24 protein-coding genes and 1 pseudogene are annotated in these 23240 nt (G+C 63.1%); 18 read left to right on the forward strand and 7 right to left on the reverse strand.

Annotated elements, in window-relative coordinates; translation table 11 throughout:
- Positions 1 to 227 precede the first annotated feature (227 nt).
- The 4 genes and pseudogenes from FS320_RS08925 (at position 228) to olsB (ending at position 4910) form a co-directional block, all read left to right on the forward strand.
- On the forward strand, positions 228 to 851 hold the full coding sequence (locus FS320_RS08925) for a hypothetical protein (RefSeq protein WP_152710954.1): 624 nt from the start codon (positions 228 to 230) through the stop codon (positions 849 to 851).
- 108 nt (positions 852 to 959) lie between these two features.
- On the forward strand, positions 960 to 2591 hold the full coding sequence (locus FS320_RS50680; protein WP_420846717.1) for a TnsD family Tn7-like transposition protein: 1632 nt from the start codon (positions 960 to 962) through the stop codon (positions 2589 to 2591).
- 304 nt (positions 2592 to 2895) lie between these two features.
- A pseudogene (locus FS320_RS08935) lies at positions 2896 to 3799 on the forward strand (YifB family Mg chelatase-like AAA ATPase); the annotation flags it as partial.
- A 178-nt stretch (positions 3800 to 3977) separates the two neighbouring features.
- Positions 3978 to 4910 (forward strand): l-ornithine N(alpha)-acyltransferase, encoded by a 933-nt coding sequence (gene olsB / locus FS320_RS08940; protein ID WP_152710957.1) that lies wholly within the window; start codon positions 3978 to 3980, stop codon positions 4908 to 4910.
- A gap of 163 nt (positions 4911 to 5073) precedes the next feature.
- On the opposite strand, the gene queG is transcribed toward olsB, so the two are convergent.
- Both queG and FS320_RS08950 read right to left on the reverse strand, forming a co-directional pair.
- Entirely contained in the window at positions 5074 to 6207 is a 1134-nt protein-coding gene (gene queG / locus FS320_RS08945) for a tRNA epoxyqueuosine(34) reductase QueG (protein WP_162002902.1), read from the reverse strand.
- 8 nt (positions 6208 to 6215) lie between these two features.
- Positions 6216 to 6908 carry a glutathione S-transferase family protein gene (locus tag FS320_RS08950; RefSeq protein ID WP_152710959.1) on the reverse strand — a complete coding sequence of 231 codons (693 nt, stop codon included), beginning with the start codon at positions 6906 to 6908 and terminating at the stop codon, positions 6216 to 6218.
- 179 nt (positions 6909 to 7087) lie between these two features.
- Here FS320_RS08950 and FS320_RS08955 point away from each other — a divergent pair, with 179 nt between their 5' ends.
- Positions 7088 to 7885, forward strand: coding sequence for an undecaprenyl-diphosphate phosphatase (locus FS320_RS08955; protein ID WP_152710961.1), 798 nt, complete (start codon positions 7088 to 7090; stop codon positions 7883 to 7885).
- Here the strand turns inward: FS320_RS08955 and FS320_RS45110 are convergent.
- The gene (locus FS320_RS45110; protein ID WP_153885295.1) at positions 7876 to 8199 is read right to left on the reverse strand and encodes a hypothetical protein; all 324 of its coding nucleotides are present in this window, start codon (positions 8197 to 8199) and stop codon (positions 7876 to 7878) included. The two genes, FS320_RS08955 and FS320_RS45110, sit on opposite strands and share 10 nt — an antisense overlap.
- Positions 8200 to 8289: 90 nt before the next feature.
- Complete coding sequence (nth, locus tag FS320_RS08965) at positions 8290 to 9033, reverse strand: endonuclease III (protein WP_152710964.1); 744 nt, start codon at positions 9031 to 9033, stop codon at positions 8290 to 8292.
- Positions 9034 to 9053: 20 nt separating this feature from the next.
- On the opposite strand from nth, the gene FS320_RS08970 reads away from it, so the two are divergent.
- Together FS320_RS08970 and FS320_RS08975 are read left to right on the forward strand one after the other, a co-directional pair.
- Positions 9054 to 9563 carry a DUF2244 domain-containing protein gene (locus FS320_RS08970; protein WP_152710966.1) on the forward strand — a complete coding sequence of 170 codons (510 nt, stop codon included), beginning with the start codon at positions 9054 to 9056 and terminating at the stop codon, positions 9561 to 9563.
- A gap of 924 nt (positions 9564 to 10487) precedes the next feature.
- Complete coding sequence (locus FS320_RS08975) at positions 10488 to 11396, forward strand: methylated-DNA--[protein]-cysteine S-methyltransferase (protein WP_152710968.1); 909 nt, start codon at positions 10488 to 10490, stop codon at positions 11394 to 11396.
- 52 nt (positions 11397 to 11448) lie between these two features.
- Here FS320_RS08975 and FS320_RS08980 read toward each other — a convergent pair whose 3' ends face one another.
- Complete coding sequence (locus FS320_RS08980) at positions 11449 to 11823, reverse strand: hypothetical protein (RefSeq protein WP_152710969.1); 375 nt, start codon at positions 11821 to 11823, stop codon at positions 11449 to 11451.
- A 308-nt stretch (positions 11824 to 12131) separates the two neighbouring features.
- On the opposite strand from FS320_RS08980, the gene FS320_RS08985 reads away from it, so the two are divergent.
- On the forward strand, positions 12132 to 12371 hold the full coding sequence (locus tag FS320_RS08985; protein ID WP_152710971.1) for a helix-turn-helix domain-containing protein: 240 nt from the start codon (positions 12132 to 12134) through the stop codon (positions 12369 to 12371).
- A 213-nt stretch (positions 12372 to 12584) separates the two neighbouring features.
- On the opposite strand, the gene FS320_RS08990 is transcribed toward FS320_RS08985, so the two are convergent.
- On the reverse strand, positions 12585 to 13013 hold the full coding sequence (locus FS320_RS08990; RefSeq protein ID WP_162002903.1) for a GFA family protein: 429 nt from the start codon (positions 13011 to 13013) through the stop codon (positions 12585 to 12587).
- A gap of 344 nt (positions 13014 to 13357) precedes the next feature.
- Here FS320_RS08990 and dnaK point away from each other — a divergent pair, with 344 nt between their 5' ends.
- The 10 genes from dnaK to FS320_RS09040 all read left to right on the forward strand — a co-directional run bounded on the left by dnaK (position 13358) and on the right by FS320_RS09040 (position 22351).
- Complete coding sequence (gene dnaK / locus FS320_RS08995; protein ID WP_152710975.1) at positions 13358 to 15277, forward strand: molecular chaperone DnaK; 1920 nt, start codon at positions 13358 to 13360, stop codon at positions 15275 to 15277.
- A gap of 205 nt (positions 15278 to 15482) precedes the next feature.
- Positions 15483 to 16634 (forward strand): molecular chaperone DnaJ, encoded by a 1152-nt coding sequence (gene dnaJ, locus FS320_RS09000; protein ID WP_152710976.1) that lies wholly within the window; start codon positions 15483 to 15485, stop codon positions 16632 to 16634.
- A gap of 66 nt (positions 16635 to 16700) precedes the next feature.
- Positions 16701 to 17324, forward strand: a complete 624-nt coding sequence (locus FS320_RS09005; protein ID WP_162002904.1) for an rRNA adenine N-6-methyltransferase family protein — start codon at positions 16701 to 16703, stop codon at positions 17322 to 17324.
- Positions 17325 to 17332: 8 nt separating this feature from the next.
- On the forward strand, positions 17333 to 18058 hold the full coding sequence (gene pyrF / locus FS320_RS09010) for an orotidine-5'-phosphate decarboxylase (RefSeq protein WP_244627049.1): 726 nt from the start codon (positions 17333 to 17335) through the stop codon (positions 18056 to 18058).
- A 163-nt stretch (positions 18059 to 18221) separates the two neighbouring features.
- Entirely contained in the window at positions 18222 to 18509 is a 288-nt protein-coding gene (locus FS320_RS09015; RefSeq protein ID WP_152710979.1) for a DUF1330 domain-containing protein, read from the forward strand.
- A gap of 4 nt (positions 18510 to 18513) precedes the next feature.
- Positions 18514 to 18816, forward strand: coding sequence for a DUF1330 domain-containing protein (locus tag FS320_RS09020; protein WP_152710981.1), 303 nt, complete (start codon positions 18514 to 18516; stop codon positions 18814 to 18816).
- A gap of 294 nt (positions 18817 to 19110) precedes the next feature.
- Positions 19111 to 19917, forward strand: coding sequence for a 4-hydroxy-tetrahydrodipicolinate reductase (dapB, locus tag FS320_RS09025; protein ID WP_152711039.1), 807 nt, complete (start codon positions 19111 to 19113; stop codon positions 19915 to 19917).
- Positions 19918 to 19956: 39 nt separating this feature from the next.
- The gene (locus FS320_RS09030) at positions 19957 to 20577 is read left to right on the forward strand and encodes a 2,3-bisphosphoglycerate-dependent phosphoglycerate mutase (RefSeq protein WP_152710983.1); all 621 of its coding nucleotides are present in this window, start codon (positions 19957 to 19959) and stop codon (positions 20575 to 20577) included.
- Positions 20578 to 20746: 169 nt separating this feature from the next.
- The gene (locus tag FS320_RS09035) at positions 20747 to 21367 is read left to right on the forward strand and encodes an alpha-ketoglutarate-dependent dioxygenase AlkB family protein (protein WP_152710985.1); all 621 of its coding nucleotides are present in this window, start codon (positions 20747 to 20749) and stop codon (positions 21365 to 21367) included.
- A 45-nt stretch (positions 21368 to 21412) separates the two neighbouring features.
- Positions 21413 to 22351, forward strand: coding sequence for a hypothetical protein (locus FS320_RS09040; protein ID WP_152710987.1), 939 nt, complete (start codon positions 21413 to 21415; stop codon positions 22349 to 22351).
- A gap of 87 nt (positions 22352 to 22438) precedes the next feature.
- Here FS320_RS09040 and FS320_RS09045 read toward each other — a convergent pair whose 3' ends face one another.
- Positions 22439 to 23083 (reverse strand): trimeric intracellular cation channel family protein, encoded by a 645-nt coding sequence (locus FS320_RS09045; RefSeq protein ID WP_338105311.1) that lies wholly within the window; start codon positions 23081 to 23083, stop codon positions 22439 to 22441.
- Positions 23084 to 23240 lie beyond the last annotated feature (157 nt).

Below are 23240 nucleotides of genomic sequence, written 5' to 3' on the forward strand. Positions count from 1 at the left end.
TCATGGCGGGTGTGGCACAGTGCAATCGGTGGCAGGGGTTGGTCTCAGCAACCAAATCCTACGCTGCTTCAAGCGCTTAAGCTACATCCGCCAGCCCTCTCCAGCCCTCTCGTGCATAAGAACGGCTAGCATCGACGTTTCATGAGGCCCGCCGAGCTGGCAGCAATGGAGCAATTATCTGGGGTCCATTACTTCAAGGCGACGTATGGGACTATTTCTTAGAGGCAATGTTCCAGTATCAATGGACCTCTCGCCCCGTTACCCTCAATGCCGAATTATCGGCAACAATGCGGAACGAAACTCAAGGCGTCGAAGCTCTGGCCGTTCGACTGTTTCAACTCACCCAATTGGAGGTGATAAATCAGGAACGGCGTGGACATGACGCTGAGATAACCTCAGCTCTGCTCAAGGAAGTTGCAGCGAACCGGTTCGGACTAATTGCGCCAATCTTAGATGCCCTAAGGCAAAACAACCAGCGCAAAATCAAGCAGTATGAGGACTTACTGCAACTAAACCTTCCTAAACTCCAGCAAAATGTTGACGATGCCATCAACCTGTCTATCCTCCAAGAACAATCCCAGAGCCGGCAACAGTTGGCATTCGAGCATCACCGCGCAATATCCTCGCTTATTACCATGGGATATGATCAGGCCACCGCGAAGCAGGCTGTTGATCGCATCTTCGAGGCCGATCCGAACCTTAGTGCACCGTCAGCTGTTCGCCAGATACTTAACGCGGTGGATCCCGGACCGGCTTCGGAGTTTGCATGCTCAAGCGAAAGCTTGAAGAGCATTGCTGAAATGGCTTTGGCAGGCCAAAGTGCGTCGATGCGATCAGAACGGCAGGTTTAGTTTTTGCCCCCAACAGCGCGAGCAACAGGGATCCAAACAGCAAAGATGAGTAATCTTCCTTCACTCGAATTGCAGGGGCATGCTGAGCAAGTACTTGCGGATCGCGTAATGCTCGTTCAGTTACCCGAGCCATATCCGGACGAACTGCTTTACAGCGTGATCGGTCGTTATATGGCGCACCTCCGACTTCAACGCGACAGGGCGCGATCCGCATTGTTCGGGCATCGTGCCAAACCTCAAATTGGGTTACCTGGATGTTTAGGTGAATTGGCTGATCGGACATCGCTATCGTGGGGGAAAACGGCTAAACAGATTGCCTACGAACTGACCTTATTTCCCTATTTTGCCTGTTATCTTAACAAGAGCAGGGTATCTCAATGCCTTGCATGTATGGCCGAATGCAGTCCGAGTAGCGTTTATGCGCGTCTTGGCGCCTCCTCTGCAACGATTGCTTCACGGAGATACCTTGCGTTCTGCATGCAATGTCGAGAAGAGGACATGTCATTATATGGCGAAACTTACTGGCGCCGCTGTCATCAACTTCCGGGCACTTTTGTGTGCACTAGGCATGAGCAAGTGCTGTCATACATTGAACTTCCTGAATCCAATCGATTTTGGCGTTATATGGATGCTACAGAATGCACTTCAGAACTCTGCGATCCTATAATGTCCGATCTGGGGTCAAAGGCTTCCATCGCTTTTGCGATTGCAAAACGATCATGTGACTTGCTGCGTGGCACGGAGCTCGTTTGGTCCAAGGATGGCATAGTAGAACAGTATCGTGCGGCTATTCTCAATCAAGGCTCCACCTATAGATTGGGGATGATCTCGTATCCTGATCTCGAAGCAGCAATCACCTCATACTACAGCGAGTCTTTTCTGTCGCTGTTAGGATGCGAACTTATTGGTAGGGACAGTTGGCTGCGTAAAGCGCTTGAACCGTCGCGATTCACAGTTCGCCACCCACTCCGCCACATTCTCTTACAGCTGTTTTTAGAACAGCACTCTCAGCAAGCATCGGTGCTCGCAAGACACAGCAGAGCTTCTTGGCAGTGCCCTAATCCGTATTTTCAACATGAACAGATCTATACGATGAGGCTTCACGTTGGGAAAGCTCGCACGGACGGAGTGCGATCGATTTCAGCGTGGTGTCCCTGCGGGATGCGATTTACGTTTTCTCGTGTCAGTGTCTCAAATCCCAATCTCCCAGTCATTGACACGGTTAGGAGGTTTGCACCCAGCTGGGCCGATAAGCTTAGAGAACTGAGAGCGTCAGGAATAAGAATTCGAGAAATTGCTTCGCTAATGAAGCTGCCTTTTGCCTCCGTGAAAACTCTTCTGAGCAATGCTGAGCCGGTTCTGGGGCTAGAGTCTCGAAAGCTCATGCTTCGGGCTCGTTGGGAGGAATGCTTATCAGAAGTTCCGGATAGGAGCCGCAACCTTGCTCGTCGGAGAAACAAATCACTTTATGCCGAGCTAGCGGTCATTGACCCCGAATGGCTGTCAGCAACCGGAACACGCCTGAATAGACGCCGGTCCATGACGGATGAACAATGGCGGGTCAGGGATAGGGAATGGGCAGAGCGGCTTCGAGCAACTGCGGATCGACTGTTAGAAGCAGGATCGAGTCGACGCGTCTCGGCTTCGAGTATCGTACTTGCTGCTGGGTTGAAGCTGTGGGTATTTTCGAAACTTCATCACTTGCCACAATGTAAGGTTGTACTTTCAAGGGGAGCTTAGATGAGTAGTGGGTAACCGCCTGACCATCGACCTGAGTAGGAACTTCATAAATCGTGCACGGCTTTGTCCCAGGTCGAGCGACTAGCGCACACGTTAAGCAACATCATATAAATTCAATTGTACGAACTTTATTATTCGGTTTGCGTGGCTTGGTACAAACTTTATTGTTATTCCACACTTGAACCGTCGAGGCGCAACCGTGGCGACAGCCGCATGGGATCGCAATGATCGGGGAGGAAGGTACTGCACAGTCCTTCACACCTGCATAGTTCTCAAAGCAGTTTGGGGTCTTGACGTAACCATCATGCTGATGAACGGCCCTCCCGGGGCTGGCAAATCCATGCTCGCCCAGCGCCTCCCGTCCATCCTGCCACCGCTTTCGCCACGGGAATTGCTGGAAGTCTCGATGATCCAGTCGGTGGCCGGACTTCTGGCGGACGGCGCTCTTTCCAATCGCCGTCCGTTCCGGGCTCCGCACCACTCGGCCTCCATGGCGGCGCTTGTCGGCGGCGGTCTCAATGCACGTCCCGGCGAGGCCTCTTTGGCGCATCACGGCGTGCTCTTCCTCGACGAATTGCCGGAGTTCCAGCCCCAGGTGCTCGATTCGCTGCGCCAGCCGCTGGAGGCCGGAGAGATCCTGATCGCCCGGGCCAACCACCGCGTCACCTATCCGGCCCGGTTCCAGCTCGTCGCCGCCATGAACCCCTGCCGCTGCGGCCAGGCCACCGAGCCCGGCAATGTCTGCCGCCGCCAGCCGAACGAGCGCTGCATCGCGCAATATCAGGCGCGGCTCTCGGGCCCGCTCCTCGACCGTATCGATCTCGCCATCGACGTTCCGGCGGTCACGGCGGCCGACCTGATCCTGCCGCCGCCCCGCGGAGGGCTCGGCCGACATGGCGGCGCGTGTCGCCCGAGCCCGTGAGCGGCAAGCGAAGCGCTATGCCGACCTGAATCTGGAGAGCATCCTGACCAATGCGGCCTGCCCGCCGGCGCTTCTGGAGGAGGTCGCCCAGCCCGACCCGGAGGGCCTGACCCTCATTCGCGACGCCGCCAACGCCATGCGCCTGTCGGCCCGCGGCTTTCATCGCGTGCTGAAGGTTGGACGCACGCTCGCCGATCTCGATGGAGAGGATCGCGTGCGGCGCATTCACCTGGCCGAGGCCCTGTCCTACCGCGCTCATGCCGACCGGCGGCCGGCGGCTGCGTGAGCGCCGGCAATGGTGCTCTCCTGCCTCCTTGTGGAAGCTCACGCCACTCTCGAAATTTTCCGTCGAGACAATTATGTTTTCTGTCACAAAACAGTTTGAAATGGGTTTTATGTCATGGTGGAAGCGGGGTAGCACGGAGGCCGCACCGCGCTCCTGGACACGAGCCTGTGAGGCAGCGATGAATTATTCTCCGTTGAATGAGACGGCCACTCGGCCCGCTTCGCTGAATTCGCGCCCGCTTGGCTTCAGCAAGCTCATTCCGGGGGCCGACAAAACCGTCCGCGATTACGGCAGCCTCGATCCCGTGCTCGGCCGGATCGGTTCGCTCGAGGTGCGTCTCGCGACGACGACCCGGGAGATCCGAAGAGCCCAGCGCCTGCGCTTCAAGGTTTTCTACAAGGAGATGTCGGCGTCTCCCAATGGCGCTTCTCTGATTTCGCGCCGCGACGTCGATGCCTATGACGTCATCTGCGACCATCTCCTCGTGCTCGACCATGACGTGAAGCCCAAAGCCTTCCGGCCTGCCAAGCCGAAGGTGGTGGGTACCTACCGCCTGCTCCGTCAGGACGTGGCCAACCGCCACGGCGGCTTCTACACCCGGGGCGAATACGACATTGCTCCTCTGCTCGAGGCGCATCCCAATCTGCGTTTTCTCGAGCTCGGGCGTTCCTGCGTCCTCGAAGCCTATCGCAACAAGCGCACGGTCGAACTGCTCTGGCACGGCATCTGGGCTTACGTCCTGCATCATCGCATCGACGTGATGATGGGCTGCGCAAGCCTCGAGGGTACGGACCCGCAGGATTTGGCGCTCCCTTTAAGCTTCCTGCATCACTACGCCGCCGCTCCCGCCGAGTGGCAGGCCTGCGCCCTGCCGCAGCGTTTCACGGCGATGGATATCCTGCCCAAGGAGGCCATCGATCCCACGGCCGCGCTCCATGCCCTGCCGCCCCTGATCAAGGGCTATCTGCGCCTGGGGGCGACCTTCGGAACGGGAGTGGTGATCGACCGGCAGTTCGGCACCACGGACGTGCTCGTCCTGCTACCCGTCTCGGCGATCAACCCGCGCTATATCGACCATTTCGGATCGGCGGCGAATCGCCACGTGGCCTGAGCATCCAGCTCAAAAGCTGTCTCCACCTGAGCCCTCATCCCGAGGGCCGCCGTAGGCGGCGTCTCGAAGGACGAGGGCGTCTCCAGCGCTCTCTGGAGCCTCCTTCGAGACGCAGCTGCGCTGCTCCTCAGGAATGAGGTCGCGAATTCTGGGTCAACTTCGGTTAGGTCACGGCCTCGAGGGATGAGGCCATCGCTCGGCGCCATTCCTCGCGCACGTCCGGATCATCCTCGTGTTCCAGCCGCTCGGCAGCGTGACGGGCAACAGCCTCCGAGGATAGCAGGCGACCGATGGCCCAGACCGCCATGGCCCGCACGAGCGGCGCGGCATCGTCGAGGAGGCGTAATGCTTCGTCAGCCAAGGCGGCATCGCCCGAATTGCCGATGGCGATGAGCACGTTGCGGATGAATCGGTCGCGCCCGGTGCGCTTGACCGGCGTGCCGGCGAAACGGACGCGGAAGGCGGGATCGTCGAGTTGCGCCAGCTCCTTGAGCGGCAGCGCCGCCAGGTCCTCCCGCTGCACGAGCCGCGCCTCGCGTCCTGCTTGAGCGAACTTGTTCCAGGGACAGACGGCGAGGCAATCGTCGCAGCCGAAAATCCGGTTGCCGATTCCTGGGCGCAGCTCTTCCGGGATATGGCCCTTGTGCTCGATGGTGAGATACGAGATGCAGCGCCTCGCATCGAGCTGATAGGGCGCGGGAAAGGCGTTCGTCGGGCAGATGTCCAGGCAGCGGCGGCACGAGCCGCAACGATCGCGCTCCGGCTCGTCGGCGGGCAGCTCCGCCGTGGTGAAGATGGCGCCCAGGAACAGCCAGTCGCCGAACTCGCGCGAGACGACGACCGTATGCTTGCCCTGCCAGCCGAGCCCTGCCGCCTCTGCAAGCGGCTTTTCCATGACCGGCGCTGTGTCGACGAAGACCTTCACGTCGGACGACGCCTTCGACGCGAGGAAGCCCGCCGCCTCCTTGAGCTTGCCCTTGATCACGTCGTGATAATCCCGGTTGCGGGCATAGACCGAGATGTAGCCGCGATCCTTCTGCGCCAGCTCGGCCAGCGGGTCATCCGTGGGGCCGTAATTCAACCCGAGCAGGATGACGCTGCGCACCTCCGGCCAGAGCGTGCGCGGATCGGCACGCCGCTCGGCCGTCTCGGCCATCCACTCCATCGAACCATGATGGCCGGCCTCGAGCCAGGCTTTGAGCCGCTCAGGTGCGAGCGGGATCGCATCTGGCTTGGCGACGCGGACCGTATCGAAGCCGAGCGTCCTGGCCCGTTCGACGAAGGCCTGTTTCAGCACCTCGCCGTCTAGAAGTCGAGGTCGTCGTAATGCTCCGCCGGTGCCATCCCCGGCACCCGGTCCGCGAGGAGCGCGCGAAAGGACGGCCGGGACTTGATCCTGGCGTACCAATGCTTCGCTGTTTCGTCCTCGTCCCATGGCACGTCGCCGAGATAATCCACCACCGACAGATGGGCCGCCGCCGCCAGATCCGCATAGGTCATCTGGTCGCCGGCGAGCCAATTCCGCTTGGAAATCAGAAAACCGATATATTTGAGATGATATCGCACATTGGTCTGGGCTGCGCGAATCGTGCCCATGTCCGGCGGACCGCCTCCCAGTTCGATGGGCGTGAACCGCTTGTAGATCTTTTCCGTGGCAAGGTAATCCGAGACCTCGCCGTGAAACTTGACCAGAAACCAGTCGAGCAGGCGCCGGACCTCGATCCTCGGCGCGAGATCCCGCGGCAGGAAGCGCCGATCTCTCAGATCCTCGCCCCGCGTCTCGTCGAGATACTCCGCAAGACTCATGGGGCCCGCTACGGCGAGCCCGTTATCGTCGATGAAAAGCGGCAGGTTTCCGGCTGGGTTGATCTCGAGATAGGGAATGCGCCGATCCCACGGCTTCTCCTCGACCATTTCCGGCTCGAGACCGAGCTCCGCGAAGATAAGACGCGCGAACCGCGACTGCGGGCAAAACGGATAAGAATGCAGGATGGCCATGAATCTATGAGTGACGCGAAACAGGGGGCGAGAATAAGGCCGTGCTTCGTTAAGGGTTGGTAAGGAATATTGGTGAATCTCATGTCCGTGATGCAGAAGGGTTACGCCGGCAACGCAAACCTTGCTTGACAGATTTGAGATAGCTCCCGCATCTGGCGCCGTTTTCAGGATTTTCAACGATGTCGCAAATCATCGAGGCGCTCTTTCTCGGCCTCATCGAAGGTCTGACGGAATTTCTTCCGGTCTCCTCCACGGGCCATCTGCTCCTCGTCGGCCACTTCCTCGGCTTCGAGTCGACAGGCAAGACCTTCGAGGTTCTGATCCAGCTCGGCGCGATCCTGGCGATCCTGTCGGTCTACTTCAACAAGCTCTGGTCCATCGCCAAGGCCCTGCCTCACGATCCGATGGCGCGCCATTTCGTCACCGGCGTTCTCATCGCCTTCCTGCCTGCAGCCGTGATCGGCGCCCTGCTGCACGGCTTCATCAAGGAGGTGCTGTTCGATCCCTGGATCGTGTGCACGACCCTGATCGTCGGCGGCTTCGTGCTTCTCGCCATCGACCGCATGCCGCTGGAGGCGACCAAGACCGACGCGACCCGGTTTCCCCTGTCGATGTATTTCAAGATCGGCCTCATCCAATGCGCCGCCATGGTCCCCGGCGTCTCCCGCTCCGGCGCCACCATCGTCGGCGCCATGCTGATGGGAGCATCGAAGCGCGCGGCGGCGGAATTCTCGTTCTTCCTCGCCATGCCGACCATGGCCGGCGCCTTCACCTACGATCTGTTGAAGAACTACAAATTCCTCTCCGCCAACGATGCGGCGATCATCGGAGCCGGCTTCATCTCCGCCTTCATCGCGGCGCTGCTCGTGGTGAGGCTACTCCTGGATTACGTCTCCCGCCACGGCTTCACGCCCTTCGCCTATTGGCGCATCCTCGTCGGTGCCGCGGGCCTCGCCGGCCTGATCGTCTACGGCTGATCGATGCCACCGCGCGACGAGGCCCTTGCGGTTACTCTCTCCATCGCGGTCGCGCTGCTGATGGTGATCCTCGCGGTGATTGCGGGGGCGAATGCCGGACCGCCTCCTGCCACGCAGGGCGGGCCACCGGATCCCGCCTGCCTCGAATGGACCGACAGCTGCGTGGTCTGCTCTCGGACGCCGGGAGGTCTCGCCTGCTCGACGCCTGGGATCGCCTGCAGCCGAGGCGCTCCGCGCTGTTTGAGGCGGTAGAGGATCGCGACATATCCACCGACTTTCAGCCTCTCCGTCATGGCCGGCCTTGTGCCGGCCATCCCGCTTCCGTGAAGCGCCGCGCTTTCCTGATCGGGATCACCGGCACGAGTCCGGTGCTGACGTGGAAGGGAACGAAACGTCGTATCGACCTAAGGAATCGTCTTGTCCGGGTAGCGGCACAGATCGTTCACCGGGCAGCGCCAGCATTCAGGCCGACGCGCCTTGCAAATGTAGCGGCCGTGCAGGATCAGCCAGTGATGGGCATGGAGCCGGAACTCGTCCGGGATCAGGCCCTCGAGCGCCACCTGGGTTTCGAGCGGCGTCTTCGTGATCGCCAGCGGCAGCCGGTTGGTGACGCGGAAGATATGCGTGTCGACGGCGACGCGCGGATCGCCGAAGGCGATGTTGACCACAACGCTCGCGGTCTTGCGCCCGACGCCCGGCAGGGTCTCCAGGATCTCGACGGAATTGGGCACCGCGCCGCCGAACTCCTCCACGAGGCGCCTGGCCGTCGCCATGACGTTCTTCGCCTTGGTGTTGAAGAAGTTGAGCGTCCTGATGTGCTGGCGCAGGCCCTCCTCGCCGAGATCGAGCATCTTCTGCGGTGTATCGGCGATGGGAAAGAGAGCGCGTGTCGCCTTGTTGACACCGACATCGGTCGATTGCGCCGAGAGCGCCACGGCCACGAGCAGCGTGTAGGGATTGGTGTAGTCGAGCTCGCCCTTCGGCTCGGGATTGGCCGCGTGCAGGCGACGGAAGATCTCGATCATCGTCGCCCGATCGACGGGCTTCGGGGTGCGGGCCCGCAGGGCCTTGCCGACTTTCTTCGCCGGAACGGCGGGCTTTGCCTTCGGCTTGGCGGTGCGGCGGGAGGACGGCTTCAGATCGGACATTTCTGCGTTATACTTAAGGCATGGCAAGCGGCAAAGCGACATGTGGCGAGATCGACCGGTTCGAGCAGCCGGTGTTCTCGGCCGTGATCCGCCCGCACCTGTCGTTGAGCCCGCAGGGCTTCAAGATCGTCATGGGGCTCGTCTGCCTCGTATCCGTGGTGGCGAGCCTGCCCTTCATGGTCATGGGCTTCTGGCCGGTGGCCGGCTTCTTCGGCCTCGATTTCCTCGGTCTCTACATCGCCTTCCGCGTCAGCTATCGCCAAGCCGAGGCCTTCGAGCTTCTGGAATTGACGCCGATCCGCCTTCTCTTCCGCAAGGTGGGTCCGCGGGGCGAGGTACGGGACTGGCAGTTCAACCCGCTCTGGACCCGCCTCGACCGCGAGGTCGACGACGAATACGGCATGCAGAGACTCTCGCTCACCTCCCGCAACGAGCACGTGGTCATCGCCCGCGACCTGTCCCCGCCGGAGCGGGAGACCCTGGCGGAGGCTCTCAGCCGGGCCCTGGCGGATGTGAAGCGGGGTCATTGAGAATGTTCCAGCACCCGTAGGCCCAGGGCTTGGGAGCCCTGAGCCGTGGGGTTGATCGAGGGTGGTGCGCTGGGCAGCCCGGCTCGATGGCTATGGGAATGATGGAAGAGCCAGGATGCCTCTTCGCACGCGGGACTGTTAGGCGTTTCGACTTGGACCAGCACAGGGCTGCCAAGGGCCTCCCGCCAACCGGCGTGCGAGGCCTGCTGCAGGACCGCTCCCCGCCCCACATCTGCGACGCCTCGCGAGCGCGCCCGTCGTCGGGCCGGGATGAGCACGGGTCGAGCCCAGATGATACACAGTGCCAAGAACAAAGTGAGAACATTACACACACCCTCTCGTCATCCCGGGCTCGTCCCGGTGATCCCGATCGGAACAGCGCTGCGCCTCACCGCATCGGGATGGCCGGGACAGGCCCGGCCATGACGGGGGAGCCGTGTCTAGGAGGGCCGTGATCCCGACCGTCTCGCTCGGCCTCATCCTGAGGAGCCGCGACAAGCGGCGTCTCGAAGGAGGAGTTCAGGGCTCTTCCGGACCCTCCTTCGAGACGCAGCCTCACGGCTGCTCCTCAGGATGCGGGCCATGGGTCTGGAAGCGGGATGGCCCGGACCGATCCCCGGATCGAGTCCGGGGACGGCCAGGACGGGGAAGGCGTCATTTCCGGCCGGAGCGCAGCGGAGGGGAAGGGAATCCATCAGCTCGGCACCGGACTGTGGATCCCCTTCCCTCGCCGACGCTCGCCGGGAATGACACACGACTGCGTTTCCCGGTTCGCAAAAGGGAGAGGCGGCATACGCGCTCACCGATCGCGCCTCTTCTCCGCAGCCCCGAAAGGCCGCTGGGGCACGTGGCAGGCGCCACAGAAATCGGGTGTCGCCTCCCTCCACGGCTCGCTAGGATGATCGCCAATAAGGATTCAGAGCCATGCTCAATATCTTGCGCGACATCACCATCGAACCGGGCGCGATCACCGTGCCGGACGAGCCTCATTCGGATTACGAGCGGGTGCGCCGGATCATCGCGTTCATCTCGGAGCGCTGGCGCGATCAGCCCTCGCTGGAGGCGATCGCCGATCATGTCGGCCTGTCCACCACCCATGTGCACCATCTCTTCCGGCGCTGGGCGGGCCTGAGCCCGAAGGCGTTCCTGCAGGCGCTGACCCTCGACAACGCCAAGGCGCTGCTCTCGGATTCCGCCAGCGTGCTCGATGCCACCTACGAGGTCGGCCTCTCGGGACCGGCCCGGCTGCACGACCTGTTCGTGACCCACGAGGCCATGACGCCGGGGGATTACAAGGCGGGCGGCTCAGGCCTCACCATGCGCTTCGGCTTTCACCCCTCGCCCTTCGGCGAGGCGGTCCTGATCGCAACCGACCGGGGGCTTGCCGGCCTCGGCTTCGTGGATAACGGCGACCGGCAGGCAGCCCTCTCGGACCTGACCCGCCGCTGGCCGAAAGCTGAGTATGTGGAGGACGAGGCCGCCACCGCCCCGCTGGCGCGGCGCATCTTCAATCCGTCGCAATGGCAGGCGGAGCAGCCCCTGCGGGTGGTGCTCATCGGGACGGATTTCGAGGTCCGGGTTTGGCAGACCCTGCTGCGCATCCCCCGCGACAGGGCCACCACCTATTCCGACATCGCCCGTCACATCGGCAATCCCTCGGCCTGCCGGGCGGTCGGCGCGGCGGTCGGCAAGAACCCGGTCTCCTTCGTCGTCCCGTGCCACCGGGTGCTCGGCCGCTCCGGGGCGCTCACCGGCTACCATTGGGGCCTCACCCGCAAACAGGCGATCCTGGGCTGGGAGGCAGGGAAGGCTCTGGGTGGAGCAGCCGCTTAGGATTCGAGGCAGGCCTCCTGGGGAAGGATCGCGTTTCGACCGCCTGTTGCCCCTATGGGCTGCCCGGCTCAGGGGGCAACAGCGCCGCAGTGCTCGGCGGCAGCACCGCGCATTGCGTGACATGGAACACGCTGTTGTCCACCTTCTGGTAGACGCGACCGCACCAATGCCCTCCCCCCGTTTCGCCGGAATCCCCGCCCAGCGCACGGTACTGGATCGTGTAGCCCGGCACCTCGACCCATTCCCCGTCGACGAGCATCTGCACGCCTGCCGGGGTCACCCGGTAGGGCGCCGGCCGGCAATCCTTGTCGTTGCAACAGCTGTTTCCCCATGAATCCAACAGGTGCGAGTAGATGTCATGGGCTTCGGCCGGGGAGTTGAACCCTATCGAGAGAAGGATCGCAGAGAAGAAAAGCCTGATCGACATGGGTCGCTTCCACGAGGACAGGTGAACGGCGCTCATGAGAGCATCGGGAAACCCCATCCTACCCCAGGACGAAGGCCGAGGATACTTGCGCAGTTCGTGTGCAGCCTTGACCGCCCTACTTCGTCATGGCCGCACTTGGTTTCCAGCAGGACGTGGATACCCGGCACAAGGCCGGGCATGACGGCTCTCAAGATGGGAGCAATTGGCTCACCTGCTGATGCCTGGATCTCCCAAAATTCTCTAGAAAAGGAAATTTTCCAATGTTTTGGGGAATTCCATAAGATTGCATATTGGATCTGCCGTCTAAGATGAAGGCGGCTTATGAGTTCATTCGAACCGGCGCAGCAAGACAAGCTTTGCATGCTGCTCAGAATGCCCGGAAGAAGGCCGGCCTGACGCAGATCCAATTGGAAAAACGTCTTCGCACTTACAAAGGTTATGTCAGCAAGTACGAAAGCGGCGAGCGAGAGCTTACCTTAAGGGAGCTTCTGGAAATTGCCGAAGCTCTGAACGTCGACCCACTCTCCCTCATAAAACCCAACCAGTGACGAAATCCTGGAAACGCTCCTGTGAAGCCAAGCTCTGGCATCGACTCGATCCCAGCCAGGCCACCCGCATCATGGCCGATTGCTACGGCGAGGGAGCGGGCGCGGAGGTGCTGCTTCGGGCATTTCTGGCGGAGCGGGACATGAACCCTGCCTCCGTCCGGTTCTGGCTGCTGGTCTACGACATCCTCACCAGGACCAGAACGCAGGCCATTCCTAATCGGGCTCTCCCGGATATTGCCGGTTGCCCTCGGGGATGATCACACCGCTCAGCTTGCGGGAGGTCCAGATATGGGTCGCGTTGGCCAGATCGACCGGCTCGTCGAGGGAGCCTCCCTTGATGCTGATCTCATCCTCCCGCTCCCTGTCTCCATGCCACACGCGTGAGCCGCAATCCGGGCAGAAAAAGCAGGTCAAGGACCCTCCGCTGTCGGTCGAACGGGTCCAGTGGCCGAGCCTGCCGGTCAGGAGCCGGACGTCGGCACTGCGGGCGGTGACCGAAATCCCGAAGGCCGAGGCCGATTGCTTCTGGCACTCCCGGCAGTGGCAGACATAGATCTCATGCGGCGCATTCGTGAGTCCGTACCGCACCTGGCCGCATTGGCAGCCGCCCTTGAGGGAATATGTTTCCGTCGACGTTCCCATGACCCGCTCCCGCCTTGCGAAGTTTCCTGGCCAAGAAGTTTCCTGGATTAGATAGAACTGAAGATCCCGCTGTCGCGAAATCATGCCTCCCCAGGGGGTTTTGCCCAGACCGGGCCAGAGAGATTCCCCCATTGCAGCCATGCAACAGGCCCCGGCTCCGACGAAATGAGGCAATCTAGCCTTCAGGATTGTCTTGCAGCCTCGAAAACCCCTTCTTATATCAGCGCCAGCACAGGGCACGGCTCGGGTTGAGGCGGCTCTGGCATTTTAGTCATCAACATGTAAGCCATGGGCCGGGCTGCTTTTAGGGCTCGGCGGTCTGCTTGAAAGTGAGGGATCCCGCCATGGGTAAGGTCATCGGTATCGACCTCGGCACTACCAATTCCTGCGTCGCTGTCATGGAAGGCACGACGCCCAAAGTCATCGAAAACGCGGAAGGCGCCCGGACGACCCCGTCCATCGTGGCCTTCACGGACGAAGGCGAGCGCCTCGTCGGCCAGCCGGCCAAGCGCCAGGCGGTCACGAACCCGTCGCGCACCTTCTTCGCCATCAAGCGCCTGATCGGGCGCACCTTCGACGACCCCATGACCAAGAAGGACATGGGCCTCGTCCCCTATCACATCATCAAGGGTCCGAACGGCGACGCCTGGGTCGAGGCCGACGGCAAGCAATACTCGCCCTCGCAGATCTCCGCCTTCACCCTTCAGAAGATGAAGGAAACCGCCGAGTCCTATCTCGGGCAGCCGGTCACGCAGGCCGTCATCACGGTTCCGGCCTACTTCAACGACGCCCAGCGTCAGGCGACCAAGGACGCCGGCAGGATCGCCGGCCTCGAGGTCCTGCGCATCATCAACGAGCCGACTGCGGCCGCCCTGGCCTATGGCCTGGACAAGAAGCAGACCGGCATGATCGCGGTCTACGACCTCGGCGGCGGCACCTTCGACGTGTCGGTCCTCGAGATCGGCGACGGCGTGTTCGAGGTGAAGTCCACCAACGGCGACACCTTCCTCGGCGGCGAGGACTTCGACATGCGCCTCGTCGAGTACCTGGCGGCCGAGTTCAAGAAGGAGCAGGGCATCGACCTAACCAAGGACAAGCTCGCCCTGCAGCGCCTGAAGGAAGCCGCCGAGAAGGCCAAGATCGAGCTTTCCTCCGCGTCTCAGACCGAGATTAACCTGCCCTACATCACGGCCGATGCCTCCGGTCCGAAGCACCTCGCCCTCAAGCTCTCGCGCGCCAAGTTCGAGCAGCTCGTCGACGATCTCGTGCAGAAGACCATCGAGCCCTGCCGCAAGGCGCTCAAGGATGCCGGCATCTCGGCCGGTGACATCGACGAGGTGGTTCTGGTCGGCGGCATGACCCGCATGCCGAAGATCCAGGAAGTGGTGAAGACCTTCTTCGGCAAGGAGCCCCACAAGGGCGTCAACCCGGATGAGGTCGTCGCCATCGGCGCGGCAATCCAGGCCGGCGTGCTCCAGGGCGACGTGAAGGACGTGCTGCTCCTCGACGTGACTCCGCTGTCGCTCGGCATCGAGACGCTCGGCGGCGTGTTCACCCGTCTGATCGACCGTAACACGACGATCCCGACGAAGAAGAGCCAGGTGTTCTCGACCGCGGAAGACAACCAGAACGCGGTGACGATCCGCGTCTTCCAGGGCGAGCGAGAAATGGCGGCGGACAACAAGCTGCTCGGCCAGTTCGACCTCGTGGGCATTCCGCCCGCACCCCGCGGCGTGCCGCAGATCGAGGTGACCTTCGACATCGACGCGAACGGCATCGTGAACGTCACGGCGAAGGACAAGGCTACGGCCAAGGAACACCAGATCCGCATCCAGGCTTCCGGCGGTCTGTCCGACACCGACATCGAGAAGATGGTGAAGGACGCCGAGGCTCACGCCGAGGAAGACAAGAAGCGCCGCGAGCTCGTCGAGGCCAAGAACCAGGGCGAAAGCCTGATCCATGCCACCGAGAAGTCGCTGACCGAATACGGCGACAAGGTCTCGGAGGGCGACAAGCAGGGCATCACGACCGCCATCGACGCGCTCCGCCAGGCGCTCGCCGGCGAGGATGCCGAGGTCATCAAGGCCCGCACCACGGACCTGATGCAGGCGTCCATGAAGCTCGGCGAGGCCATGTATGCGGCTCAAGCCGCGGCCGGCGAAGGCGGCGAGCCGCAGCCCGAGGGCGAGGCCGCCCCGAAGGACGACGTCATCGACGCCGACTTCCAGGAAGTCGACGAGGGCGACAAGAAAAAGCGCGCTTAAAACATGAGCGCTCTTTGAGGAATTCGGCACCCGGTTTCATGACCGGGTGCCGTTTTCATGAATGGGCTCGACACAATAATGACCGATCAACCAACCGATTTTCGCAATCCTTCGGCAGAGAACGCCGGAGCATTTCCCTTTTGGACGCGTGCGAAACGGTCCGGCAGCATAATGGAGCGGCCAACCGCTCCCAGGGGCGCCTGATATGTCCAAGCGCGATTATTACGAGGTTCTCGGCGTCTCGCGGACCGCGACCGAAGCGGAGATGAAATCCGCCTTCCGCAAGCTCGCGATGCAGTACCACCCGGACCGCAACCCGGGCGACCACGAAGCCGAGGTCAAGTTCAAGGAACTCAACGAGGCCTACCAGACCCTCTCCGACGGTCAGAAGCGCGCGGCCTACGACCGCTTCGGCCATGCCGCCTTCGCCAATGGCGGACCGGGCGGCGGCGGACCGGGCTTCGGCGGCGACTTCTCCGACTTCATGTCGGACATCTTCGAGAATTTCTTCGGCGATGCGGGACGCGGCAGCGGGCGCGGGCGTGGAGCCGGCGGCGGACGCGAGCGCGGCGCCGACATGCGCTACAACCTCGAGATCTCCCTCGACGAGGCCTATAACGGCAAGACCGCCGAGCTGAAGATCCCGACCTCCATCACCTGCGAGGCCTGCTCCGGATCCGGCGCGAAGCCGGGCTCCAAGCCCAAGGCCTGCCCCACCTGCGGCGGCGCGGGCCGGGTGCGGGCGACGCAGGGCTTCTTCTCCATCGAGCGCACCTGCCCCAACTGCCACGGGCGCGGCGAGGTCATCGACGATCCTTGCGGCCAATGCGGCGGCGCGGGCCGTGTCACCCGGGAGCGCACCCTCTCGGTCAACATTCCGGCGGGCGTCGAGGACGGCACGCGCATTCGCCTCGCGGGTGAAGGCGAGGCCGGCCTGCGCGGCGGACCTCCGGGCGATCTCTACATCTTCCTGTCCCTGAAACCCCATCCGTTCTACCAGCGCGACGGGGCGGACCTGTTCTGCCGGGTTCCGATCTCCATGGTGACGGCGGCGCTCGGCGGCGAGTTCAGCGTTCCGACGCTCAGCGGCACCGACGCGCTCGTGAAGGTTCCCGAGGGCACCCAGACCGGCAAGCAGTTCCGCCTCAAGGGAAAAGGCATGCCGGTGCTGCGCTCGCGGGACGTGGGCGACCTCTACATCCAGGTTGTTGTGGAAACTCCGCAGAAGCTCACCAAGCGCCAGCGCGAGCTCCTGACGGAGTTCGATCAGGAATGCTCCAAGGAAAACCACCCGGAAAGCTCGGGCTTTTTCTCGCGCTTCCGGGAGTTTATCGACGGGCTGGGTGGATCAACTTAACTTGACGGTTGTTTTCTTTGGGTTCTAAACAGCCAACGTGATCCGTCGCACAAGGGGTCCTGATCAGTGCTTCAGTCGTTCCAACGGTCAACGGCCCGGAAAATCCCCCTCAAGAAGGATCGTTTCCAGGACGAGGCCCGGTTCCTGCGCTCCTGGCTCGAACGGCCCCTCGTCGTCGGCGCCGTCACCCCTTCCGGCAAGATCCTGGCCAGGACCATGGCCTCCTACGTGGATCCGCGCATTCCCGGTCCCGTCATCGAGCTCGGCCCCGGCACGGGCCCGGTGACCGACGCCTTGATCCGGCGCGGCGTGGCACAGGAGCGGCTGGTCCTCATCGAATACAGCCCTGAATTCTGTCAGCTCCTGAAGCGGCGCTTTCCCAAGGCGACGATCATCCAGGGCGATGCCTACGATCTGAAGGAAACGCTCTCCGGCATCCTGAAGGAGCCGGCGGCCGCCACCGTGTCCAGCCTGCCGCTCTTCACCAAGCCCATGGACCAACGCCTGGAGCTCCTGGAAGCCGCTCAGGGGATGATGCACCCCAACGCGCCCTTCATCCAGTTCACCTATGCGGTGGTGCCGCCGATCCCGGCGCGCTCGCAGGCCTACAAAGCCAAAGCCTCCAACCGGATCTGGCGCAACCTGCCTCCGGCCCGCGTCTGGATCTACAACAAGGTCAACCATCTATGAGCGCTGCGATGTCTCTTTCGACGAATCCCGATCCCGCAGGAGACATTCGCGACAAGCTCATCATCGGTCTGGACGTCCCCTCCGTCGAGGAGGCCCGCTCCGTCGTCGAGCGTATCGGGGACGCCGGCACCTTCTACAAGATCGGCTACCAGCTCGCCTATGCGGGCGGCTTCGAGTTTGCCCGGGAGCTGATCGGACAGGGCAAGAAGGTCTTTCTCGATCTCAAGCTCCACGACATCGGCAACACGGTGGAGGAAGGCGTGCGCTCTGTGGCCCGCCTCGGCGCCACGTTCCTGACGGTCCACGCCTATCCGCAGACCATGCGCGCGGCCGTCGCCGGAAAAGCCGGAACGGATCTGAAAATCCTCGCCGTGACCGTGCTCACTTCTTACGACGACATCGATCTCGTCGAGGCGGGGTACGCCCCCGTCACGTCTGCGGAACTCGTCGCCCACCGCGCGGCACAGGCGCGTGACCTCGATGTCGACGGCATCGTCTGCGCCGCGACGGAAGCGGAGCGCGTGCGCTCCATCGTCGGCCCCGGTCGCCTCATCGTCACGCCCGGCATCCGGCCTGCGGGTGCGGAGGCGGGCGACCAGAAGCGCATCGTGACGCCTGCCGAGGGCATTCGCCTTGGCGCCGACCACCTCGTGGTCGCCCGCCCCATCGTGAAGGCCGCGGATCCGCGTGCGGCCGCGGACGCGATTGTGCGGGAAATCGCTCAGGCACTGTGATCTCGAAGGCATCTCGGCATTTCCCCTCCCCCTTGTGGGGAGGGACAGGGTGGGGGTGTGAGCGATAGCCTATGAAGGTTAGGCACCAGCACCCCCACCTCCAACTCCTCCCCACAAGGGGGAGGAGGGCTTCTATCCCCCCAAAAACCAAGAGGAGCGCCTCATGCCCAAAGGCTATGTCATTGCCCGCGTGACCGTCACGAACCCCGAAGCCTATGCGGAATACGCCAAGGGCGCGACGGAGGCGATCCGCCAATATGGCGGGCGCCCGCTGGTGCGCGGCGGCGCCTACGAGGCGCTGGAGGGTGAGGCACGGCCCCGCAACGTGGTGATCGAGTTCGACTCCGTCGAGCAGGCCCGGACCTATTACAACTCGCCGGAATATCAGGCGGCCAAAGCCAAGCGCCAAGGCGCCTGCGTGGCCGAGTTCGTTCTCGTGGAAGGAGCCTGAGGCGATGAAGGGTTATTGGATCGGCCGCGTCGACGTCTCGAATCCCGACGCCTATCAGAACTACGTGAAGGCCAACGCCGTCCCCTTCGCTAAATACGGCGCCCGTTTCCTGGTGCGCGGCGGCCAGTATCGTGTCGCCGAGAGCGATGCCCGCGCCCGCAACGTGGTGATCGAGTTCCCGACCTACGAAGCGGCCTTGGAATGCTGGGACTCGCCCGAATACCAGGCGGCCAAGGCCGAGCGCGACGGTCATGCCGTTGCCGACATCATCATCATCGAGGCTTATGAGGGACCGCAGCCGGGGTGAGGTTTCTCGACTGTCATCACCGGCCTTGCGCCGGTGATCCCGATGATGAGAGACGCAGTGCTTTTCTGATCGAGATGGCCGGGACAAGCCCGGCCATGACGCGGGGATGTCATTCCCGGCTGGAGCGAAGCGGAGGGAAAGGGAATCCATAGCGCTAAGCGTGTCATTGGATCCCCTTCCCGGTCCTGCGGACCGCCGGGGATGACAAGAGGAGCTCTATCCTCCGCGCTTCTCAGCGGCACTCCAAGCGGCTATACCCTGAGCCCGTAACAACAGGAGAGCGGCATGAGCGAAATGCGACTCGTCGTGGTAGGTGCGGCCGGACGCATGGGGCGCATGCTCATCAAAACCGTCGCCGAGACCGAGGGCTGCACCCTCGTCGGCGCCATCGAGCGGGAAGGCTCTCCGGCGCTCGGGCACGATGCCGGTCTGCTCGCCGCGGTCGGCCTGCTCGACGTGGACGTGACCGACGATCCGCTGACCGTGTTCGCCCAGGCCGACGGCGTCCTCGATTTCACGGCGCCTGCCGCCACCACCGCCTTCGCGGCGCTTGCCGCCCAGGCGCGCATCGTGCATGTGATCGGGACCACCGGCCTGCAGGAGCCCGATTTCACCAAGCTGGAAGCGGCCGCGCGCCATGCGCGCATCATCCAGTCCGGCAACATGTCGCTTGGCGTGAACCTGCTCGCGGGACTCGTGCGCAAGGTGGCGGCGACGCTGGGCGAAGACTTCGACATCGAGATTCTCGAAATGCACCACCGCATGAAGGTGGACGCGCCCTCGGGCACCGCTCTCCTCCTGGGCGAAGCGGCCGCGGAGGGACGCAGGATCCCGCTGAAGGAACGCTCCGTGCGCAGCCGCGACGGCCATACCGGCGCGCGCAATCCGGGCGACATCGGCTTTGCCACCATGCGCGGAGGCTCCGTGGTCGGTGAGCATTCGGTGATCTTTGCTGGCGCCGGCGAGCGCCTGGAGCTGTCGCACCGCGCCGAGGACCGGAGCATCTTTGCCCGCGGCGCCGTGAGGGCCGCTCTCTGGGGCTTTGACAAGAAGCCTGGGTTTTACACCATGGCCGATGTTCTTGGCCTCGATCGGCTCTAAAACACGCCATTCACGAGTATCAATCGGAGACGCCAAGACATGAACCGCCTTCTCGTCCTTGCACGCCACGGCCAGAGCGAATGGAACCTCAAGAACCTGTTCACCGGCTGGAAGGATCCGGGGCTCACCGATCTCGGCATCGAGGAGGCGCGCAATGCCGGCCGTCGCCTGAAGGAGATGGGCGTCCAGTTCGACGTCGCCTTCACGTCGGATCTGTCGCGCGCTCAAGCCACCTGCAAGCTGATCCTGGAAGAGATCGGCCAGCCCGATCTCAAGACCATCGCGAACCTGGCCCTGAACGAGCGCGATTACGGCGACCTATCGGGTCTCAACAAGGACGACGCCCGCGCCCGCTGGGGCGAGGAGCAGGTCCACGTCTGGCGCCGCTCCTACGACGTGCCCCCTCCCGGCGGCGAGAGCCTGAAGGACACGGTCGCCCGCGTGCTGCCGTACTACATCCGTGAGATCCTGCCCCGCGTGATGCGCGGCGAGCGCGTGCTCGTGGCAGCCCACGGCAATTCCCTGCGCGCCCTCGTGATGGTGCTCGACGGCCTCACCTCCGAGACGATCCCGAGCCTCGAACTCGCGACGGGCATCCCGCTGGTCTATGATCTCAATGAGGACACGACCGTGGCCGACAAGAAGGTGCTGGAGGGTTGAGATAGCCCTAGCCCGGCCACGCTCTCACATGTCATGGCCGTCCCCGGGCTTGATCCCCGGATCAAGCCCGGCCATCCCGATCGGAAAGAGCGATATGTTTCATGCAATCGGGATCACCGGCACAAGGCCGGTGATGACGTGGAAGGATCGGACGTGCCAAAATAACCGCATGTCCCCCATCACTCTTAGCCCCGGCCTCGCCTACTACCCCGACTACCTCGACCGCCCGGCGCAGGAGCGGCTGCTGTCATCCCTGCGTGAGATCACGCGCCAGGCGCCGCTCTACACGCCGCGCATGCCGCGCACGGGAAAGCCGTTCTCCGTGCGCATGACCAATTGCGGGCCGCTCGGCTGGGTGTCCGACGTGGAGGGCTATCGCTACCAGCCCACCCATCCCGAGACCGGCAAGCCCTGGCCCGCCATGCCGGACCAGGTGCTGCGCGCCTGGGAGGAGTTGAGCGACTACCCGCATCCGCCCGATGCCTGCCTGATCAATTTCTACGAGCCCACGGCCCGTATGGGGATGCACCAGGACAAGGACGAGGAAGAGTTCGCGGCACCCGTCGTGTCGCTGTCCCTCGGCGATACGGCGCTCTTTCGCTATGGCGGACTGGAGCGGAAGGATCCCACCCGCTCGATCAAGCTCCGATCCGGTGACGCGATCGTGTTCGGCGGGCCCGCGCGGCTGATCTATCATGGCATCGACCGGCTGAATGCGGGAAGCTCGGACCTGCTGCCGCAGGGCGGGCGGCTCAGTCTCACCTTGCGCAAGGTAGAGAAGGCGATTTAGCCTCAAGATCATGATTACCTGCAGGTTTCCTTCGAAGAGGCGTCCATGAAAGCTTTTGCAGCCGCTGCCTTGGGTCTCGTCCTGTCGGCTCAGGCCGCCCTCGCAGCCGAGCCCGTCTATCCGCCCGCCTCGCGGATCGGCATCGTCCCGCCCGCGGACATGATGGTCTCGAAGCGCTTCAGCGGCTTCGAGAGCGAGGAGAAGGCCGCGGCCATCAACTTCGTGGAAATGCCCGCCGCGGCTTATGCGCAGCTGGTGAACGGGCTTACCAAGGATGCTCTGAAACGCCAGGGCCTGAGTGAAACCTCGCGCGAAGCCCTGAAGCTCGGCGCCAAGACGGGCGTTCTGATCGGCGGCACCATGGCGGGGCCCGTGCAGGGCCGCAAATGGGTGATGGCGGTCAAGGACGAGGACCTCACCGCCCTCGTGATCGCGCAGGTGCGCGGCGGCCAAGACGGCTACAGCGAGGCGCAGATGCGCGAGGCCTTGAAGAGCATCGCCCTGCGCGGTCCGGTCCCCATCGAGGAGCAGATCTCCGCCCTGCCCTTCCGGTTCGGCGACAAGGCCGGTTTCCGACCGGTGCGCGTGATGGCGGGCAACTCGGTCCTGTTCACCGATGGGCCGCAGGACACGATCAAGGCGGTCGAGCAGCCGATGGTCATCATGGCGGCCGCCGTCAACGTTCCGGTTCCGCCGGCGGAGCGGCGCAGCCAGTTCGCCCATGCGGCCTTGAACTCCAACCAGATCCTCAAGGACGTCAAGATCGAGCGTTCCGAATCCTTCCGCTTCAAGGGCCAGGACTGGCATGAGATCGTCGCCAAGGCCGTGGAGGCGGAATCGGGCCAGCCGATCGTGGTGATGCAGACGATCCGCTTCGAGCCCGACCGCTATGTGCGCTTGGTCGGCCTGACCCGGGTCGAGCAGCGCGACCAGAACCTGCCCCGCTTCCGGACGATGATCGACGGCGTCGACATGAATCCCTAGAGCCGTTTCCACGGAGGTGGATCCATCTCTTCTTTGGTTTGCCGCATTTTTTGACGGCGAACCGGAACCACTTCGCCGAAAAATGCTCTAGTCCCGCCTCGGAAACGCCGGCAGCGACCAGCCGCGCAGGAGGGCGAGCGCCCGTAAGGAGAAGGCCGCCGCGAAGCCTAAAGCGGCGCTTAGGAACGGATCGAGGCCCATGGCCTGCAGGGCAACCATGACCGAAGCGCCGAGGGCTGCGGCCGTGACATAGATCTCCTGGCGCAGCACCAGGGGCGTCGTTCCGGCAAAGATATCGCGAATGATGCCGCCGAAGGTGGCGGTGGTGGTCCCGAGCGCGACGGCGGAAAGCGCCGGAACGCCGGCCGCCAGCGCCTTGCCGGTGCCCGAGACGGCGAAAAGGGCAAGACCCAGGGCATCCGCCCAGAGAAGGACGCGGCCCTGCCGGCCGCCCTCCATCATCGCCACCCGCTTGGGACCGAGGGCGAAGACGAGCTCCGCCACGATCAGGCAGACGAGCACGTCGGTCGGATCGCCGACCCAGAACACGGGCCGCGTGCCGATGAGCAAATCCCGGATCGTACCACCGCCGACGCCTGTGAGCGTGGCCAGCAGCGCAAACCCGAACGGGTCCATGCCCTTGCGGGCCGCCATCAAAGCGCCGGACAGCGCGAAGACGGCGACGCCGATGCTTTCAAAAGGGATGCTTCGAAGGAAGTCCACCGGGAACACCTGCCACAATCCCAGATCTCATCCTGAGTGTCTGGCTCATAAAGGGAATGCCACGTGTTTCCCCGCTCATCCTACCGCGTCATCACCGGCCATGTGCCGGTGATGACGCGGTAGGATGAGCACGGCGCTTCACAGCATCGGGATGGCCGGGACAAGG

The sequence above is a fragment of the Microvirga tunisiensis genome, from assembly GCF_009296175.1.
Taxonomy (GTDB): domain Bacteria; phylum Pseudomonadota; class Alphaproteobacteria; order Rhizobiales; family Beijerinckiaceae; genus Microvirga; species Microvirga tunisiensis.

Coding starts and splice junctions, on each gene's coding strand:
- FS320_RS08925 (WP_152710954.1), top strand. CDS start 228: ATGTTCCAGTATCAATGGACCTCTCGCCCCGTTACCCTCAATGCCGAA.
- FS320_RS50680 (WP_420846717.1), top strand. CDS start 960: ATGCTCGTTCAGTTACCCGAGCCATATCCGGACGAACTGCTTTACAGC.
- olsB (WP_152710957.1), top strand. CDS start 3,978: ATGAATTATTCTCCGTTGAATGAGACGGCCACTCGGCCCGCTTCGCTG.
- FS320_RS08950 (WP_152710959.1), bottom strand. CDS start 6,908: ATGGCCATCCTGCATTCTTATCCGTTTTGCCCGCAGTCGCGGTTCGCG.
- FS320_RS08955 (WP_152710961.1), top strand. CDS start 7,088: ATGTCGCAAATCATCGAGGCGCTCTTTCTCGGCCTCATCGAAGGTCTG.
- FS320_RS45110 (WP_153885295.1), bottom strand. CDS start 8,199: ATGGCCGGCACAAGGCCGGCCATGACGGAGAGGCTGAAAGTCGGTGGA.
- nth (WP_152710964.1), bottom strand. CDS start 9,033: ATGTCCGATCTGAAGCCGTCCTCCCGCCGCACCGCCAAGCCGAAGGCA.
- FS320_RS08970 (WP_152710966.1), top strand. CDS start 9,054: ATGGCAAGCGGCAAAGCGACATGTGGCGAGATCGACCGGTTCGAGCAG.
- FS320_RS08975 (WP_152710968.1), top strand. CDS start 10,488: ATGCTCAATATCTTGCGCGACATCACCATCGAACCGGGCGCGATCACC.
- FS320_RS08980 (WP_152710969.1), bottom strand. CDS start 11,823: ATGTCGATCAGGCTTTTCTTCTCTGCGATCCTTCTCTCGATAGGGTTC.
- FS320_RS08985 (WP_152710971.1), top strand. CDS start 12,132: ATGAAGGCGGCTTATGAGTTCATTCGAACCGGCGCAGCAAGACAAGCT.
- FS320_RS08990 (WP_162002903.1), bottom strand. CDS start 13,013: ATGGGAACGTCGACGGAAACATATTCCCTCAAGGGCGGCTGCCAATGC.
- dnaK (WP_152710975.1), top strand. CDS start 13,358: ATGGGTAAGGTCATCGGTATCGACCTCGGCACTACCAATTCCTGCGTC.
- dnaJ (WP_152710976.1), top strand. CDS start 15,483: ATGTCCAAGCGCGATTATTACGAGGTTCTCGGCGTCTCGCGGACCGCG.
- pyrF (WP_244627049.1), top strand. CDS start 17,333: ATGTCTCTTTCGACGAATCCCGATCCCGCAGGAGACATTCGCGACAAG.
- FS320_RS09015 (WP_152710979.1), top strand. CDS start 18,222: ATGCCCAAAGGCTATGTCATTGCCCGCGTGACCGTCACGAACCCCGAA.
- FS320_RS09020 (WP_152710981.1), top strand. CDS start 18,514: ATGAAGGGTTATTGGATCGGCCGCGTCGACGTCTCGAATCCCGACGCC.
- dapB (WP_152711039.1), top strand. CDS start 19,111: ATGCGACTCGTCGTGGTAGGTGCGGCCGGACGCATGGGGCGCATGCTC.
- FS320_RS09030 (WP_152710983.1), top strand. CDS start 19,957: ATGAACCGCCTTCTCGTCCTTGCACGCCACGGCCAGAGCGAATGGAAC.
- FS320_RS09035 (WP_152710985.1), top strand. CDS start 20,747: ATGTCCCCCATCACTCTTAGCCCCGGCCTCGCCTACTACCCCGACTAC.
- FS320_RS09040 (WP_152710987.1), top strand. CDS start 21,413: ATGAAAGCTTTTGCAGCCGCTGCCTTGGGTCTCGTCCTGTCGGCTCAG.